At 59.6% G+C, this 15,760-nt stretch carries 15 protein-coding genes, 2 tRNA genes and 1 pseudogene; 11 read left to right on the plus strand and 7 right to left on the minus strand.

The annotated features are described in order from the left end of the window. Positions 1-3 precede the first annotated feature (3 nt). Positions 4-1,158: an ABC transporter ATP-binding protein gene (locus tag AB4N98_RS03835; RefSeq protein WP_017530569.1), complete on the plus strand. Its 1,155-nt coding sequence runs from the start codon at positions 4-6 to the stop codon at positions 1,156-1,158. A 266-nt stretch (positions 1,159-1,424) separates the two neighbouring features. Here the strand turns inward: AB4N98_RS03835 and AB4N98_RS03840 are convergent. Then, positions 1,425-2,233: pseudogene (locus AB4N98_RS03840) on the minus strand (purine-cytosine permease family protein). A 314-nt stretch (positions 2,234-2,547) separates the two neighbouring features. Between AB4N98_RS03840 and AB4N98_RS03845 the strand changes: the two are divergent. From AB4N98_RS03845 to AB4N98_RS03870, 6 genes are all read left to right on the plus strand, one after another. Then, positions 2,548-3,033, plus strand: coding sequence for a flavin reductase family protein (locus tag AB4N98_RS03845; protein WP_017530571.1), 486 nt, complete (start codon positions 2,548-2,550; stop codon positions 3,031-3,033). A gap of 101 nt (positions 3,034-3,134) precedes the next feature. Continuing rightward, complete coding sequence (locus AB4N98_RS03850; RefSeq protein ID WP_017530572.1) at positions 3,135-4,178, plus strand: LLM class flavin-dependent oxidoreductase; 1,044 nt, start codon at positions 3,135-3,137, stop codon at positions 4,176-4,178. A gap of 65 nt (positions 4,179-4,243) precedes the next feature. After that, positions 4,244-4,396: a hypothetical protein gene (locus AB4N98_RS03855; protein WP_017530573.1), complete on the plus strand. Its 153-nt coding sequence runs from the start codon at positions 4,244-4,246 to the stop codon at positions 4,394-4,396. A 91-nt stretch (positions 4,397-4,487) separates the two neighbouring features. After that, the gene (locus AB4N98_RS03860) at positions 4,488-5,165 is read left to right on the plus strand and encodes a cysteine hydrolase family protein (protein ID WP_460149262.1); all 678 of its coding nucleotides are present in this window, start codon (positions 4,488-4,490) and stop codon (positions 5,163-5,165) included. Between the two features lie 5 nt (positions 5,166-5,170). Then, complete coding sequence (locus AB4N98_RS03865; RefSeq protein ID WP_137220338.1) at positions 5,171-6,532, plus strand: purine-cytosine permease family protein; 1,362 nt, start codon at positions 5,171-5,173, stop codon at positions 6,530-6,532. Between the two features lie 227 nt (positions 6,533-6,759). Further along, positions 6,760-7,371 carry a LysE family translocator gene (locus AB4N98_RS03870; RefSeq protein ID WP_116079454.1) on the plus strand — a complete coding sequence of 204 codons (612 nt, stop codon included), beginning with the start codon at positions 6,760-6,762 and terminating at the stop codon, positions 7,369-7,371. Between the two features lie 159 nt (positions 7,372-7,530). On the opposite strand, the gene AB4N98_RS03875 is transcribed toward AB4N98_RS03870, so the two are convergent. Next, a tRNA-Asp gene (locus AB4N98_RS03875) sits at positions 7,531-7,607 on the minus strand. A gap of 19 nt (positions 7,608-7,626) precedes the next feature. Beyond that, positions 7,627-7,702: transfer RNA gene (locus AB4N98_RS03880), tRNA-Val, on the minus strand. A 159-nt stretch (positions 7,703-7,861) separates the two neighbouring features. Here AB4N98_RS03880 and rdgC point away from each other — a divergent pair. From rdgC to sugE, 3 genes are all read left to right on the plus strand, one after another. Beyond that, positions 7,862-8,782, plus strand: coding sequence for a recombination-associated protein RdgC (gene rdgC / locus AB4N98_RS03885; RefSeq protein WP_017529793.1), 921 nt, complete (start codon positions 7,862-7,864; stop codon positions 8,780-8,782). Positions 8,783-8,873: 91 nt separating this feature from the next. Beyond that, complete coding sequence (locus tag AB4N98_RS03890; RefSeq protein WP_135196743.1) at positions 8,874-9,839, plus strand: bile acid:sodium symporter family protein; 966 nt, start codon at positions 8,874-8,876, stop codon at positions 9,837-9,839. A gap of 105 nt (positions 9,840-9,944) precedes the next feature. Then, the gene (gene sugE / locus AB4N98_RS03895; protein WP_017529791.1) at positions 9,945-10,259 is read left to right on the plus strand and encodes a quaternary ammonium compound efflux SMR transporter SugE; all 315 of its coding nucleotides are present in this window, start codon (positions 9,945-9,947) and stop codon (positions 10,257-10,259) included. Between the two features lie 88 nt (positions 10,260-10,347). On the opposite strand, the gene AB4N98_RS03900 is transcribed toward sugE, so the two are convergent. The 4 genes from AB4N98_RS03900 to AB4N98_RS03915 form a co-directional block, all read right to left on the minus strand. Next, positions 10,348-12,222 carry an MFS transporter gene (locus tag AB4N98_RS03900; RefSeq protein ID WP_017529790.1) on the minus strand — a complete coding sequence of 625 codons (1,875 nt, stop codon included), beginning with the start codon at positions 12,220-12,222 and terminating at the stop codon, positions 10,348-10,350. 56 nt (positions 12,223-12,278) lie between these two features. Continuing rightward, positions 12,279-13,427, minus strand: a complete 1,149-nt coding sequence (locus tag AB4N98_RS03905) for a TDT family transporter (protein ID WP_135196744.1) — start codon at positions 13,425-13,427, stop codon at positions 12,279-12,281. Positions 13,428-13,533: 106 nt separating this feature from the next. After that, entirely contained in the window at positions 13,534-13,845 is a 312-nt protein-coding gene (locus AB4N98_RS03910) for a cupin domain-containing protein (protein WP_068932413.1), read from the minus strand. A 42-nt stretch (positions 13,846-13,887) separates the two neighbouring features. After that, entirely contained in the window at positions 13,888-15,081 is a 1,194-nt protein-coding gene (locus AB4N98_RS03915) for an MFS transporter (protein ID WP_065876926.1), read from the minus strand. Positions 15,082-15,172: 91 nt separating this feature from the next. On the opposite strand from AB4N98_RS03915, the gene AB4N98_RS03920 reads away from it, so the two are divergent. Continuing rightward, complete coding sequence (locus AB4N98_RS03920) at positions 15,173-15,712, plus strand: TetR/AcrR family transcriptional regulator (RefSeq protein WP_460060816.1); 540 nt, start codon at positions 15,173-15,175, stop codon at positions 15,710-15,712. Positions 15,713-15,760 lie beyond the last annotated feature (48 nt).

Here is a 15,760-nt window from a genome sequence, read left to right on the forward strand (position 1 = left end):
GACATGAGTGCAGTGATCAAAAATTCCGCCCAGCACCACGACACACCGCTGGTCAGCCTGCGCAACCTGAACAAGTACTACGGCGACTTTGCCGCCGTGGACGACATCTCGCTGGACATCAAGGACGGTGAATTCCTGACTTTCCTCGGCTCCAGCGGCTCGGGCAAAAGCACCACGCTGTCGATGCTCGCCGGCTTCGAAACCCCGAGCAGCGGCGAAATCCTGGTCAACAGCCAGTCGCTGGTGAACGTGCCGCCGCACAAGCGCGACATCGGTATGGTGTTCCAGCGCTACTCGCTATTCCCGCACCTGTCGGTACGCGACAACATCGCGTTCCCGTTGGCCATCCGCAAACTGGCCGCCGCCGAACGCGAGCGCCGGGTGGATGCAATGCTTAAACTGGTGCAGCTCGAGCAGTTCGCCCATCGCCGCCCTTCGCAACTGTCCGGTGGCCAGCAGCAACGGGTCGCCATTGCCCGTGCGCTGGTTTACGAACCACGCATCCTGCTGATGGACGAACCGCTCGGTGCCCTGGACAAGAAACTGCGCGAAGACCTGCAAGATGAACTGCGCCAGCTGCATCGGCGCCTGGGCATCACCATCGTCTACGTGACCCACGACCAGGAAGAAGCCATGCGTTTGTCCCAGCGCATCGCGATCTTCAGTCACGGCAAAATCGTTGGCTTGGGCAGTGGCTATGACCTTTACCAAAATCCGCCAAATGCCTTCGTTGCCTCGTTCCTCGGCAACTCGAACTTTCTCAAACTCAAAGCCCAGGGCAATGCGGTCGCTTCGTTTGAAGGTCAGTCTCTGTCGATTCGCCTGAGCGCAGGGCTGCAGACCGATCAAGATGTTTTGCTGATGGTACGACCGGAGAAAGCGTTGGCCTTGAGTGCCGAGCAGGCCACGCAGGAACCGTTGGCGGCGGGCTGGAATGAAGTGTCGGCCAAGGTCGTGGAGGTGCTGTTTCTGGGTGAAAGCCAGACTTGCAGCGTGGTCACTGGCGGTGGCACGTCGATGACGGTCAAGGCACTCTCCGCTGCGGGCATGCCGCTCAAGGCCGGCGATCCGGTGTTGGTACGTTGGGCCACCGCCGATGCATGCGTTTATACCGAATGGGCCGAGAGCGATCTGAACAAGGCTGCTGGCGCTCATTGATCCTCAAGCGGCCCATGCCAGTGGGCCGCGCGTTATCGGTCACCCTTGGGCCGCTGCAACGTCGGGTTGCAGCGGCCTTTTTTTATCTCACTCTCCCCTCTGCCTGACTCTTTGCTTTTAAGAACAAAGGTCCCGGATCGCCACGAACACAGCACTCGAACTCGGTACCAATCAACTGTGCGCCTTCAACTCCCCCTCTGTTTGCCATCCAAACGAAAATGCCCGGCACAGGCCGGGCATTTCACACATACAGAACACGAGTTTGATTAATCGGCATAACCGAATCTGGAAGCTTTGCGCGCGTGCACTTGGCTGCGGGTAGCCAGGCAGTAATACAACGGGCAAGTCACCACCAACCCCACCAGCCACGACAGATCAGCCCCTTGCACCCAATTGGCATACGGCCCGACATACAACACGTATTGGCAAACGGCAACTGCACAATAATCCCGATGAAATACGCAACGATCGCATGCAGGTTGAAACCGCCGCGGGTAAAGAAGTCCGCGGGCAAGTCATGAGCGAAGATGTATAGGAAACCGGCGAGCAAGGCACTGCCCATGACCCAGCTGCCAATGCGATTGAGGGTGTGAATGAAGCGGTAACCGATCACCCCGATCGCGGTGGCGCTCAAGGCGCCGATGAGGATGCTCGCCGGCACCGGAACCGAAGGCACGATACCGACAATGGACTTGCCGGCCAGCACGATATTGGAGATGAAAAAGCCGATGTAGATAATCGCCGCAAAGCACACGATCAGCAGCGCACCATAACGGCCGAACTGGCCGCGGCTCTGGACCATCTGCGCAATCCCCATGCGCGGACCTTGCGCCGACGCCAGGGCAATCACCAGACCGCCGACCATATGCCCGAGCGCGATCGCCAGCAGCCCCCAGAACAGGTCGAGGTGGAACACCTGAACCACCATGGCACCGGTCACGATGGGCAACGGCGCGATGTTGGTACTGAACCATAAAGTGAAAAGGTCGCGGGCCTTCCCGTGGCGTTCCGCGAGTTGAACGTAATCGACCGTGTGATTCTCGATGAGGGGGGCTTGCCGGGACATCTGGGACATGTGTATGAACTCTAGTTTGTCTGATCTTATAGTTGTACGAAGCCAAACCGGGGGAGCTCTTGGGCCACCCCTCAGATGCAAACCATATTATGGTACTCCAAACTTTTAACAAGGCTGACCCGGTGTTTTAGAACCCATCTGAGCCGCAACCTTAAAGCGACAGCACGTGTTCAATCGGGCTAAAAGCCCAGTAAACATTAGGTAAAAGACCAAAGGCGTACGTTTATTGGGTCCAAAAAAAAGCCCTTGCAAAGCATGTATTACGGTATACCATAAGACCTACAAACACATAAAAACCGCCAGAGGACCCTCCCATGATCGATGCCGCCATCTACAAACAAGTGATGGGTTCGTTTCCTTCCGGGGTGACGGTGATCACCACGCTGGATGACGATGGCCAAATCGTCGGCCTGACCGCCAGCGCCTTCAGCTCTCTGTCCATGGACCCGGCCCTGGTGCTGTTCTGCCCCAACTACAGCTCCGATTCCTATCCAGTACTCATCAAGAACAAACGCTTTGCCATTCACGTCCTGTCCGGCGGCCAGCAGAGCGAAGCCTATGCCTTCGCGCGCAAAGGCAAAGACAAGGCGCAAGGCATCGAATGGACATTGAGCGAACTGGGCAACCCGATTCTGGCTAACGCCACGGCGGTGATCGAATGCGAGCTGTGGCGCGAATATGAAGGGGGCGACCACGCAATCATGGTCGGCGCGGTGAAGAACCTGATCGTGCCCCAGCACAACGCCGGGCCACTGGTGTATTGCCACGGCAAAATGGGCGCCCTGCCTGCCGTCGCCTGATCCAGACGTATTTTGCGCATAGTGCGAATTTCGATTATTCAATAAGCCGCCAGCCGACTCCCGATCGACAGGCCAACAACAAAAGATCCGAGGTAAGCGTCATGAAGTTTTCCCTGTTCGTGCACATGGAACGTTGGGACGAAAGTGTCAGCCACCGTCAGCTGTTCGACGACTTGACCGAACTGACCCTGATGGCCGAAGCGGGTGGTTTCAGCACCGTCTGGATCGGCGAACACCACGCCATGGAATACACCATCTCGCCGAGCCCTATGCCGCTGTTGGCCTACCTGGCCGCCAAGACCACCACCATTCACCTCGGCGCCGGCACCATCATCGCGCCGTTCTGGCACCCGTTGCGGGTCGCGGGCGAATGCGCCTTGCTGGACGTGATCAGTAACGGTCGCATGGAAGTCGGTCTGGCCCGTGGCGCTTATCAGGTGGAGTTCGACCGAATGGCCGGTGGCATGCCCGCCTCCTCCGGCGGCCAGGCGCTGCGCGAGATGGTTCCGGTGGTGCGCGCCCTGTGGCAAGGCGATTACGCCCACGATGGCGATATCTGGAAATTCCCGACCTCCACCAGCGTGCCCAAGCCGATCCAGAAGCCTAATCCGCCTATGTGGATCGCCGCTCGCGATCCGGACTCGCATAACTTCGCCGTGGCCAACGGCTGCAACGTCATGGTCACGCCGCTGATGAAGGGCGACGAAGAAGTCCTCGATCTGAAGAACAAATTCCAGGCCGCGCTGGATAACAACCCGGACGTGCCACGCCCGCAACTGATGGTGCTGCGTCACACCCACGTTCACGCGGCCGACAACCCCGAGGGCTGGAAAGTCGGGGCCAAGGCGATCTCGCGTTTCTATCGCACCTTCGATGCCTGGTTCGGCAACAAGGTAACGCCGGTCAACGGCTTCCTGGAACCGAGCCCGGAAGAGAAGTTCGCCGAGCGCCCGGAGTTCCAACTGGAGAGCCTGCACAAGACCGCCATGATCGGCACCCCGGAAGAAATCATCCCGCGCATCAAGTACTACCAGCAATTGGGTGTCGACGAATTCAGCTTCTGGTGCGATAACAGCCTGCCTCACGCGGAAAAGAAAAAATCCCTGGAGCTGTTCATCAAACACGTGGTCCCGGCGTTCCGCTGAAAGTCCACCACCCCGGCCCCTCGGACGCAAAGCCAGGGGCCGCCTGACGTGTAGGGTCGATTCCAATGATCAATGATCGCCGCCCATCACTCGCCCTTCCCTCCGGCGCCGAGCAGGCTTACCTGCGCGGCGAATCGACCGTTTCACATCTGCATTTCAAGCGCCTGCGCGCCAGCGTGACTGCCAAGCAGAACGGTTTCTGGCAACCCGTTTATTGAGCTGACCCGAACTGGAATTCACGCACCCGCGTCTCTTCAAAACGAGGCGTGCCCGGTGCTTTGTGCTTCGGCCCATGATCAGGTTTGCTCAATGAATAATAAAAACGCGCTGTTGATCATCGACATGCGGCAGGAGGACGGATTCGTCCTGGAACACTTCGACACCGTGGCGGCCAACACCGTCGCCCTGCTCAAGACCGCCCGCCGCCAGCGGGTGCCTGTCATCTATACCCGTCACATCAACCAGGCCGACGGCAGTAACCTGCCGCGCGGCGAACCGCGGGCGGCCGACGGCGGCCCCAGCAGCTATCGCGCGGGCACCCGCCAAGTGGAAATCCTCGAACTTTTGGCGCCGCAGCCTGATGAGCTCGTTATCGACAAGAGCCGTTACAGCGCCTTCCACCGCACCGACCTGGATGGCCGGCTCAAGGCGCTCGGGGTCGATACCCTGATCGTCTGCGGCGTGTTGACCGATGTTTGCGTGCTCAGCACGGTGTTCGACGCCTTCGCCCTGGGTTATCAGATTCGGCTGGTCAGCGATGCCTGCACCACGACCACACTGGCGGGGCATTACTCGGCGCTGCTGATGATGGCCAACTGGATCTACGCCATGGAAATCCTCACCGGCGCCGAATGCCTGCGAGCCCTGGAGAACCGCGATTATCTAAGCCTGATCCCCGAGCGCCCAGACCTGTTCGCCCACCAGCCCCATGAGCTGGAACGCACCATCGCCCGCTTGCAAACCCACCTCGCCCGGACTCAGGAGTAATCGCCATGCAAGTTGAAAAAAGAAGCATCGATTTCATCCCTGAGGCTGAACGCCATGGCCAACCCGGCTCGCTGTTCTTCATCTGGTTTGGCGCCAACATGAACATCACGACCATTGCGTCCGGCGTGTTGCCGGTCGTGATGGGGCTCAATCTGTTCTGGAGCGCGCTGGCGATCATCATCGGTTCGCTGCTGGGGGCCATTTTCATGGCCTCCCATTCTGCCCAGGGACCGAAACTGGGCATCCCGCAAATGATCCAGAGCCGGGCGCAATTCGGCGTGCTGGGGGCGGTATTGCCGCTGCTGTTCGTGATGCTGATCTACCTGGGGTTTTTCGTCAGCAACACCTTGCTCGCCGCCCAGGCATTGGAGTCCGTCAGCCCGTTGCCGGCCACCGGCAACATCTACCTGATCGGGGCATTGTGCTTTGTCGTCGCGCTCTACGGTTATCGCCTGATTCACCGCTTGCAGAAGCTGCTGTCGATCCTTTCGCTGCTGGTGTTTATCGGCGCGACCGTGTCAGCGCTCCAGTTGCCAATTCCTGCGGAGCAATGGCTGCCAACCGACTTCTCGTTGTCGAAGTTCCTGGTGGCGGTGAGCATCGCCGTGACCTGGCAACTGTCCTACGCGCCGTACGTGGCTGACTACTCGCGTTACTTGCCGAGTAGCACGCCAACCTCAAAAGTGTTCTGGTACAGCTACGTCGGCACGGTCAGCGGCGGTGCCTGGATGATGATTTTAGGGGCGATTCTCAGCGTCGGTATCACGGGCTTTTCCAGTAACGTCGGCAGCCATATCGCCGGCCTGTTTGGGAGCGGCGCGCTGCTGCTGTTCGCCTTCATCGTCTATGGCCAGGTGTCGATCAATGTGTTCAACCTGTACGGCGCCTTTATGTCGACCATCACCGTGATCGAACCCTTTGCCCAGCTCAAGGTGACACCTCGTGTACGCGGCCTGTTCATGCTGCTGATCAGCCTGGTGGCCACAGCCTTGTGCACCATCAGTCAGGACGACTTCATCAACTTTTTCCTCAATTTCATTTTCTTCATGAGCTACTTCCTGATCCCTTGGACGGCAATCAATCTGGTGGATTACTACTGCCTGCGCAAAGGGCAGTACCGGATCGATGACATCTTCGACAAGGACGGGATCTACGGGCGCATCAACTGGATCGCTTGCGGCAGTTTCGTGCTGGCGATCGCGCTGGAAATCCCCTTCATGAACACCACGTTGTATGTCGGCCCGGTGGCCAACGCCCTGGATGGCGTAGACCTGGCGTGGATGGTCGGGTTGCTGGTACCCGCCCTGAGTTACTACTGGCTGATGAAACTCGGCAAGCGTGCCCAGGGGGTGGGCGAGATGTCTTGAGTGTGAGGCAGGGCAGCAGGTGTAAGGCCAACATCGATCGGTAGCCAACATGCCCTTGCTCGCAGGTTTGTGATGGATCATCGGGGCGCAACGATGCCTCGATGATCAGGTCTGTTTTCGGATCGAGGTCTTGATCGGGGCACAGGGAGCAAACGACCGTGTTGTTTCGCTGCTCACCCGGTGCGAATATTTCGCTTTATGTACCAGGCAATAGGGAGGCTTCGAACGTGAGCGCTACTGCTTCAATCTGGTTATTTGTCGTGCCATTCGCCATTGCAGCCGCAATCCCCGGCCCTGCTCAGGGAGCCCTGCTCGGCCAAGTGGTGTCGCGCGGCGCAAGGTCTACGATACCCTTCATCGGCGGTATGGTGCTGGGAAATGCGGCCTGGCTGGTGGTTGCCACCCTCGGTCTTGCGGCGCTGGCACTGCAGTTCGAGCATGTGTTCATCGCGGTGAAATGGCTGGGTGTTGCCTTTATTCTGTTCATCGCATGGAGCCTATGGTGCAAGAGCACCGAACAACCTCAAGCACCTCCCAAGCGCTCAGTGGGCCGAGGCCTTCTTGCAGGCGCTGTGCTGACCCTGAGCAATCCAAAGGCGGTGGTATTTTTCGGCGCGGTGTTGCCTCATGCATTTGATCTGACGGCTCTGTCCTGGCCCGAAGTCCTCTTTATCACCGCACTCGGCATTGGGATTGATCTGACCATCCAATTGGCTTACCTGGTTACCGCATCGCGAATCAAGTGCGCCCTCCAGTCACCCAAGGCAATGAAGCGTCTGAACAGAACATCCGCCGGCGTAATGACTGGCTGTGCGGGCTGGATGGCTGTTTCACACTGATCTGCTTGCAGCAATGTTCACCGTTGAACGTCTACGCCGCCCCAGGTTGGCCTTTTGCATCAAGGATGAAATGCACAATGCTGCAGACGAAAAAAAAGCCCGCTCAATGAGCGGGCTTTCTGTGGTGACCTGGCGTTCAGCGTTCCAGGTTACCGAATATGGCGCAGCGGACGGGACTCGAACCCGCGACCCCCGGCGTGACAGGCCGGTATTCTAACCGACTGAACTACCGCTGCGCGTAACACATGAAGCGAATGGTGGGTGATGACGGGATCGAACCGCCGACCCTCTGCTTGTAAGGCAGATGCTCTCCCAGCTGAGCTAATCACCCTTCGTCTCGGTGTGGCGCGCATTCTACGGAGCGACCCTGGGTCTGGCAAGCACTTTCTTAAATCTTTTTTTTGAGGCCTTCCAATGGCTTAGGCAGGGTTGGCCTGGGGCGTTATCAAGAGAATAATGCCCCCCTTTGTATAAAGGAGAGACTCACCCCATGTGGTTCAAGAACCTGCTTATCTATCGCCTGACCCAAGATCTGCCTGTTGATGCCGAGGCGTTGGAGACTGCAATGGCCACCAAACTGGCGCGCCCTTGTGCAAGCCAGGAGTTGACCACTTACGGTTTCGTCGCGCCTTTTGGTAAAGGCGAAGACGCTCCCCTGGTACACGTCAGCGGAGATTTCTTGCTGATCGCCGCACGCAAGGAAGAACGCATTTTGCCGGGTAGCGTGGTACGTGACGCGCTCAAAGAGAAAGTCGAAGAGATCGAGGCCGAGCAGATGCGCAAGGTCTATAAGAAGGAACGCGACCAGCTCAAGGATGAAATCATCCAGGCCTTCCTGCCGCGCGCGTTTATCCGTCGCTCGTCGACCTTCGCCGCCATCGCGCCGAAACAAGGCTTGATCCTGGTGAACTCGGCCAGCCCCAAACGCGCCGAAGACTTGCTGTCGACCCTGCGTGAAGTGATCGGCACCCTGCCGGTACGCCCACTCACCGTAAAAACCGCACCGACGGCGATCATGACCGACTGGGTGACCACCCAAAAACCTGCCGATGACTTTTTTGTCCTCGACGAGTGCGAACTGCGCGACACTCATGAAGACGGCGGCATCGTGCGCTGCAAGCGCCAGGACCTGACCGGCGAAGAGATCCAACTGCACCTGACCACCGGCAAGGTCGTGACGCAACTGTCCCTGGCGTGGCAGGACAAGCTGTCCTTCATGCTCGACGACAAAATGACCGTCAAACGCCTGAAGTTCGAAGACCTGTTGCAAGACCAGGCGGAACAGGATGGCGGCGACGAGGCCCTGGGCCAATTGGATGCCAGCTTTACCCTGATGATGCTGACCTTCGGCGAATTCCTGCCGGCGTTGGTTGAAGCGTTGGGCGGCGAAGAGACCCCACAGGGCATTTAAAGCCATGTGAATCAAACTGTGGGAGGGGGCTTGCTCCCTGCCACATTTGATAGGTGTTCAACTTCAAGAATCTGATAACAAGGACATCCCCATGCGCGCACTCGCCGCCCTGAGCCGCTTCGTCGGCAATACCTTCGCCTACTGGGTGCTGATTTTTGCCGTGCTGGCCTTCCTTGAACCCGGTTGGTTCATCGGCCTGAAAAGCGCCATCGTCCCGCTGCTGGGCCTGGTGATGTTCGGCATGGGGCTGACCCTCAAACTCGATGACTTCGCCGAAGTCGCGCGCCACCCATGGCGAGTGGCGCTCGGCGTGGTTGCGCACTTTGTGATCATGCCGGGCGTGGCCTGGTTGTTGTGCCAAGTGTTCCACCTGCCGCCGGAAATAGCCGTCGGCGTGATCCTCGTCGGGTGCTGCCCAAGCGGCACCTCGTCCAATGTAATGACGTGGCTGGCACGCGGCGATTTGGCGCTGTCGGTGGCCATCGCGGCCGTCACCACCCTCCTCGCCCCACTGCTCACGCCGGCGCTGATCTGGCTGCTGGCCTCGGCCTGGTTGCCCGTGTCGTTCATGGAACTGTTCTGGTCGATCCTGCAAGTGGTGCTGCTGCCGATCGTGCTCGGCGTGGTTGCACAACGCCTGCTCGGCGAGCGGGTGCGTCATGCCGTGGAGGTGTTGCCGCTGGTGTCGGTGATCAGCATCGTGATCATCGTTGCGGCGGTGGTTGCCGCCAGCCAGGCGAAGATCGCCGAGTCGGGCCTGTTGATCATGGCCGTGGTGATGTTGCACAACAGCTTCGGTTTCTTGCTGGGTTACTTCACAGGCCGCGTGTTCAGGTTGCCATTGGCGCAACGCAAGTCGCTGGCGCTGGAGGTGGGCATGCAGAACTCCGGGCTGGGCGCTGCGCTGGCCAGCGCGCACTTCTCGCCACTGGCGGCGGTGCCGAGTGCACTGTTCAGCGTCTGGCACAATATTTCCGGGGCATTGCTGTCGACCTACTTCCGTGGCATGAGCGAAAAGGAAGACCGGCGCATGGTGGAGAACACTCCGCAAACTTGATCGCCCGATCCGTTTTCGGCACTCTACGGGCTTCGCGGGGACGACCTCGCGACGCCAACGAGCGTTGAATCCGGGGACGACCCCGCCTGAAGAAGCGAGGTCATCATGTCCTGGATCATTCTGTTTTTTGCCGGGTTGTTCGAAGTCGGCTGGGCCGTGGGCCTTAAGTACACCGACGGTTTCAGCAAGCCGCTGCCCACTGCCCTCACGATTGTCGCCATGGCCATCAGCCTCGGCCTGCTGGGGCTGGCAGTCAAAGAGCTGCCACTGGGTACCGCCTATGCCGTATGGACTGGCGTAGGCGCCGTGGGTACGGTGATTGCGGGCATTGTCCTGTTTGGTGAATCCATGGCGTTGTTTCGGTTGGCCAGTGTGGCCTTGATCATTTGCGGGCTCATTGGTCTCAAGATCAGCACTTAGGCCACTGCCGCTTCCCAGAGCGAGCCCCACATTTTGATGTGTGAATGTGGGGCTTGCTCCCGATGAGGCCGACCCAACCCATGCAGGGCTACCGGACACTCCCCCGCAAACCGCCCACCACAGCCTGCAACTGCACAGGCGTTGCAGCCTGCGCGGCAATCGGCTCCCCGGCCACCAACACCACCCGCGACCAAATCCGGTGGAAAAACCCCTTGTTTGGATCGCGACTGAAGAAACTTCCCCACAGCCCCTGCAACGCCATCGGGATCACCGGCACCGCCGTCTCTTCCAGAATGCGTGTCACCCCGCCACGAAACTCATTCATCTCGCCATCGGCGGTCAGCTTGCCTTCCGGGAAGATGCACACCAGTTCGCCGTCCTTCAGGTACTGCGCAATCCGTGTGAAGGCCTTTTCGTAGATCTGGATGTCTTCATTGCGCCCGGCAATCGGAATCGCGCCGGCGGTGCGGAAGATAAAATTGAGTACCGGCAGGCGGTAGATCTTGTAGTACATGACAAAACGAATCGGCCGACGCACTGCGCCGCCAATCAACAATGCATCGACAAACGACACGTGATTGCACACCAGCAACGCCGCGCCTTCATCAGGAATGGCCTGCAGGTTGCGATGTTCCACCCGGTACATGGAATGGCTGAGCAGCCAGATCATGAAACGCATGGTGAACTCGGGGACGATCTTGAAGATGTAGGTGTTGACCGCGACGTTGAGCAGCGACACCACCAGGAACAGTTCGGGGATCGACAGCTTGGCCACGCTCAGCAGCACGATCGACACAATCGCCGACACCACCATGAACAGCGCGTTGAGGATGTTGTTGGCGGCAATCACCCGTGCGCGCTCGTGCTCGGCGGTACGCGACTGGATCAGCGCATACAGCGGCACGATATAGAAACCGCCGAACACCCCCAGGCCGAGGATATCGAACAACACCCACCACGCCTGACCGACACTGAGCACCGCCAGCCAGTCGTTGGCCTGGATGTTCTGCACGAAGCCGCCGGAATGCCACCACAGCAACAGGCCGAACACCGTCAGGCCGAATGAGCCAAAGGGCACCAGGCCGATTTCCACCTTACGCCCGGAAAGTTTCTCGCAGAGCATCGAACCGAGGGCGATACCCACCGAAAACACGGTGAGGATCAACGTCACCACGGTTTCGTCGCCATACAACCACTCTTTGGCGTACGCGGGGATCTGCGTCAGGTAGATCGCCCCGACGAACCAGAACCATGAGTTGCCGACGATCGAGCGCGACACCGCCGGCGTCTGGCCCAGGCCCATGCGCAAGGTGGCCCAGGACTGGGTGAAGATGTTCCAGTCCAGGCGCAGCTGCGGGGTCGACGCCGCCGCACGGGGAATGCTGCGACTGGCCAGGTAACCCAGCACCGCGACGCCAACAATCGCCACGGACACCACAGGCGCATAGTGGGCGGACGACATCATCACTCCCGCACCGATAGTGCCGGCCAGAATAGCCAGGAAGGTGCCCATTTCCACCAAGCCGTTGCCGCCCACCAACTCGTCGTCGTGCAGGGCCTGGGGCATGATCGAATACTTGACCGGGCCGAACAGCGCCGAGTGCGTGCCCATGGCAAACAGCGCCAGCAGCATCAGCTCCAGATGGTTGGTCAGGAAGCCTGTGGCGCCCACGGCCATGATCACGATCTCGCCGATCTTGATCGCGCGGATCAGCGCATCCTTGTTGAATTTCTCGCCAAACTGCCCGGCCAACGCCGAGAACAGGAAAAACGGCAGGATAAACAGCAGCGCGCACAGGTTGACCCAGATAGAGCGGTCACCGTCGATGGTGAGCTTGTAGAGAATGGCCAGGATCAACGACTGCTTGAAGATGTTGTCGTTGAAAGCGCCCAGCAACTGGGTAACGAAGAACGGCAAAAAGCGCCGTGTGCGCAGCAAGGTAAATTGCGAGGGGTGGCTCATCGTCCGTGTTCCTGCGTGGCCTTTATTTATCAGGCCACGACTTTACCTAATCGCGCTTACTTATTCCCTAATCCTGCAATGCAGGGTGAAACAAAAAGCTCACCTTTGTAGGCGCCTTGCACGGTGCGCTTGGCGACAACCCACCACATCAGCGCCAAGGCCGCTACCAACACGCAGCCCATTACGCCGAAGAAGCCCAGGTGCAGCACGGCTGCCAGTTTCAGCGTGGCCAGGGCATACACCCCCAATGGGAAGGTAAACCCCCACCAACCGAGGTTGAACGGGATACCGGCGCGCAAGTAACGCAGGGTGATCAGCACTGCGATCAGCATCCACCACAGGCCGAAGCCCCACAGGGTGATACCCGCGATCAGGCCAAGGCCGCCGGCAATTTCACCGACGCCGGGCAAGCCATTGGCGGCAAAGATGACGGGAGCATCGCCGCCCAGCAACAACATCCCAAGGGCCCCGGTGCCGATGGGACCGAGCGCCAGCCAACTCGACGCGGCCATATTGGCGTGGGGCAATTTATGCAGGGCCATGCGCAGCATCAGGATAGTCAGGATGCTGAACGCCACCGGCAGGGAAAACGCCCATAGCACGTAGCTGGTCACCAGCATCACCAATTGCCCATGGGCATCTGCCAGGTGTGGCGCGAGCAAGCCACCGCTGGCTGCGGCGACTTCAGCGGCGACTACAGGCAGCAGCCACACGGCGGTCATCTGGTCGATGCTGTGTTCCTGACGGGTAAACATCATGAACGGGATCAGCACACCGCAGGCCAGCGCCATGGCCACGTCCAGCCACCACAGCGCTTCGGCCAGCGGAATCACATCGGCACCCCAGCGCGGCAGGCCGAACAGCAACAAGCCGTTAAGAATGGTTGCCAGGCCCATGGGAATGGTGCCGAAAAACATCGAAACCGTGGAATGCCCGAAGATCCGGCGCGCCTCGTGAAAAAACATCACCCACCGCGCCGCATACAAAACGCTGAACAGCAGGAACAGGCCAATGGTCAACAGCCAAAGCCCTTCGGCGAGCGCCTGCACACCTGGCAGAGTGACGGGCAACTGCGCCAAGGCCAGCGCCAGCACCCCGGTGCCCATGGTCGCGGCAAACCAGTTGGGGGTGAACTGGCGAATCACTTCCCGAGGGCGGGTCAGGTGGCTGAAGGGTTTGAAGCGGGCAGTAGTCGAGCAGGTCATGATGGCAATCCTCTTCCTCGCATGAGGGTGGGACCATGGTAGAACCTGATCGAATATCTATATAACGGGTAATATCTCTAACTGTTATCTATTTTGCCGATAAGCGCTAAACACTGCCCTCGCTTTCTATCACCAGAATTCGCGCAGGGCCCTGGGGATGAGCCACGTGCTCGGTGCCGACGCTGGCGTAGAAAATATCCCCCACCGCCAGCTCCGCCACCTGCTCCAACCCATGGTCGCGGTAGTACATGTTTACCCGCCCATCCAGCACCACAAACACTTCTTCACCGTCGTTGGTGTGCCAGCGATACGGCTGGTCGGTCCAGTGCAAACGGGTGGTGATGCCGTTCATGTTGGCAATATCCAATGCTTCCCAGGCACGGCTGCCGGTGAAGTCCTTGCTGCGAATGATCTTCATGCTTGAATCTCACGGCTTTTTGAATCGGCGATTATTACCGGATCAAGGGCTGGATGTCGCCTTGCGCCTGGAAGAATCCTGCATGAGCAGCGCGACCAAGGCACTGAGTGTCAGCCCGATCAACAGCGCCCCATACGCATCCGTAGTGGCAATTAAACCAACGCTGCGGATCAGATTACCCGCCAACAGTGATGGCACGCAGAACGCCAGGTAACTCAGCACATAGAACGCCGACATCAAACCCGCCCGCTCGTGGGGCAAGGCCAGCGGTACGACGCTGCGCACAGCCCCAAGGAACCCGGTTCCGAAGCCACTGCCGGCGATCAGCGTGGCGACAAAAAATAACGGCAAGCTGCCGGCGTGCACAGCGCTCAGGATCAACGCCACACCCACCGCCAGCAATACAGCCCCCAGGCGCAGGAGCCTGTCGGCCGAGCGATTGCGCAGGCTGTAGATCATCAGCGCTGCGCTCAATGTCAGCACGGCCACCAACCCGCCACCGATCAGATGGGATGTGGAGCCGGTCGCCGCCCGCACCAGCGACGGCGCGAGGGACAGATAAAAACCTCCCATGGCCCATACCGCGACGTCTACCGGCAACGCCACCCATAACGCGCGGCGAGCCTGGGCCGGCACGTGCAAGGTGGGCCACAGCGAGGCCAGCGCTCCCGGTATCCGGCTGACGGTTTCCGGCAAGCGCACTACATACAAGGCTTGTAACAGCATCAGGCTGAACAGCACCGCGTAAATCAAGGTGGTCGGGAACGGTGCAAACTCCACCAGCAGGCTGCATCCCATCGCCCCGCACGCCATCCCCAACATCGGCGCCACACTGTTGATCAGCGGCCCTCGCTGGCGATCGGTATCGAGCAACGCCGCCCCCAGCACCGCCGTGGCCATGCCGGTGGCAAAGCCCTGCAATGTACGCGCGGCAATCAGCCAGGCCACGCTGCTTTCATTGATAAATAGCAGCATCGCCAGCATGTTCAGGACCAGCGCGGCAAAAATCACCGGCCTGCGCCCCAGATGGTCCGACAACGACCCCACGGTCAGCAGCGCCGCCAGCAGGCTCAAGGCGTACACGCCAAAGATCAGCGTGAGCATGCCTGCCGAGAAATGCAGGCCTTCCTGATACAGAGGGTACAACGGCGTCGGCGCGCTGGAGGCGGCCAGGAATGTGAGCAAGGTGATCGCGAGGAACACCAGACTGGAACGATGAGACGTCAGGTTGGGCATGGGCACGCTCCGCTAAAGCTAATATTTTGCTTTTGTGGAGTGTGCGACCGGCCAGCACTTAAAGCAAATTCTTTGTGTTAAGGTCACAAACATGGTGATTAAAGAAGGCCTCCGCCCGGGAGGCCGTAGTGCCCGGGTACAAGAATCCGTTCATTCGGCAATGCGCGAACTGCTGGAGACCCATGAACGCACGAGCGTGACCGTGCCGATGATAGCCGCGCGCGCAGGCGTCACCCCGTCGACCATCTACCGACGCTGGGGCGACCTGTCGGTGCTGCTCGCCGACGTGGCCCTGGCGCGCATGCGCCCCGACAGCGAACCGGCCAACACCGGCAGCCTGCGCGGTGACCTGCAAGCCTGGGCCGAGCAATATCTGGATGAAATGAGTTCGGCGCCGGGGCGCAACATGATGCGTGACGTGCAGTGCAGCGTGACGCCAGGATATTGCGTGAGCATCTTGAGTGGGCAGTTGCAGGCGATTGTCGACCGCTACCCGGACCAGGCGCCACCGAGCGTGGACCGTTTGATCAACCTGCTGGCGGCGCCGACGGTGTTTCGCATTCTGTTTTCAAGCGCACCGTTGGAAGTTGAACAACTGCACGAGCTGATCGAGCTGGCGCTGAAGTCATAAGGCCTCATACAAAACCAAATGTGGGAGGGGGCTTGCCCCCGATGGCGG

It is taken from the genome of Pseudomonas sp. S3_E10, assembly GCF_054667615.1.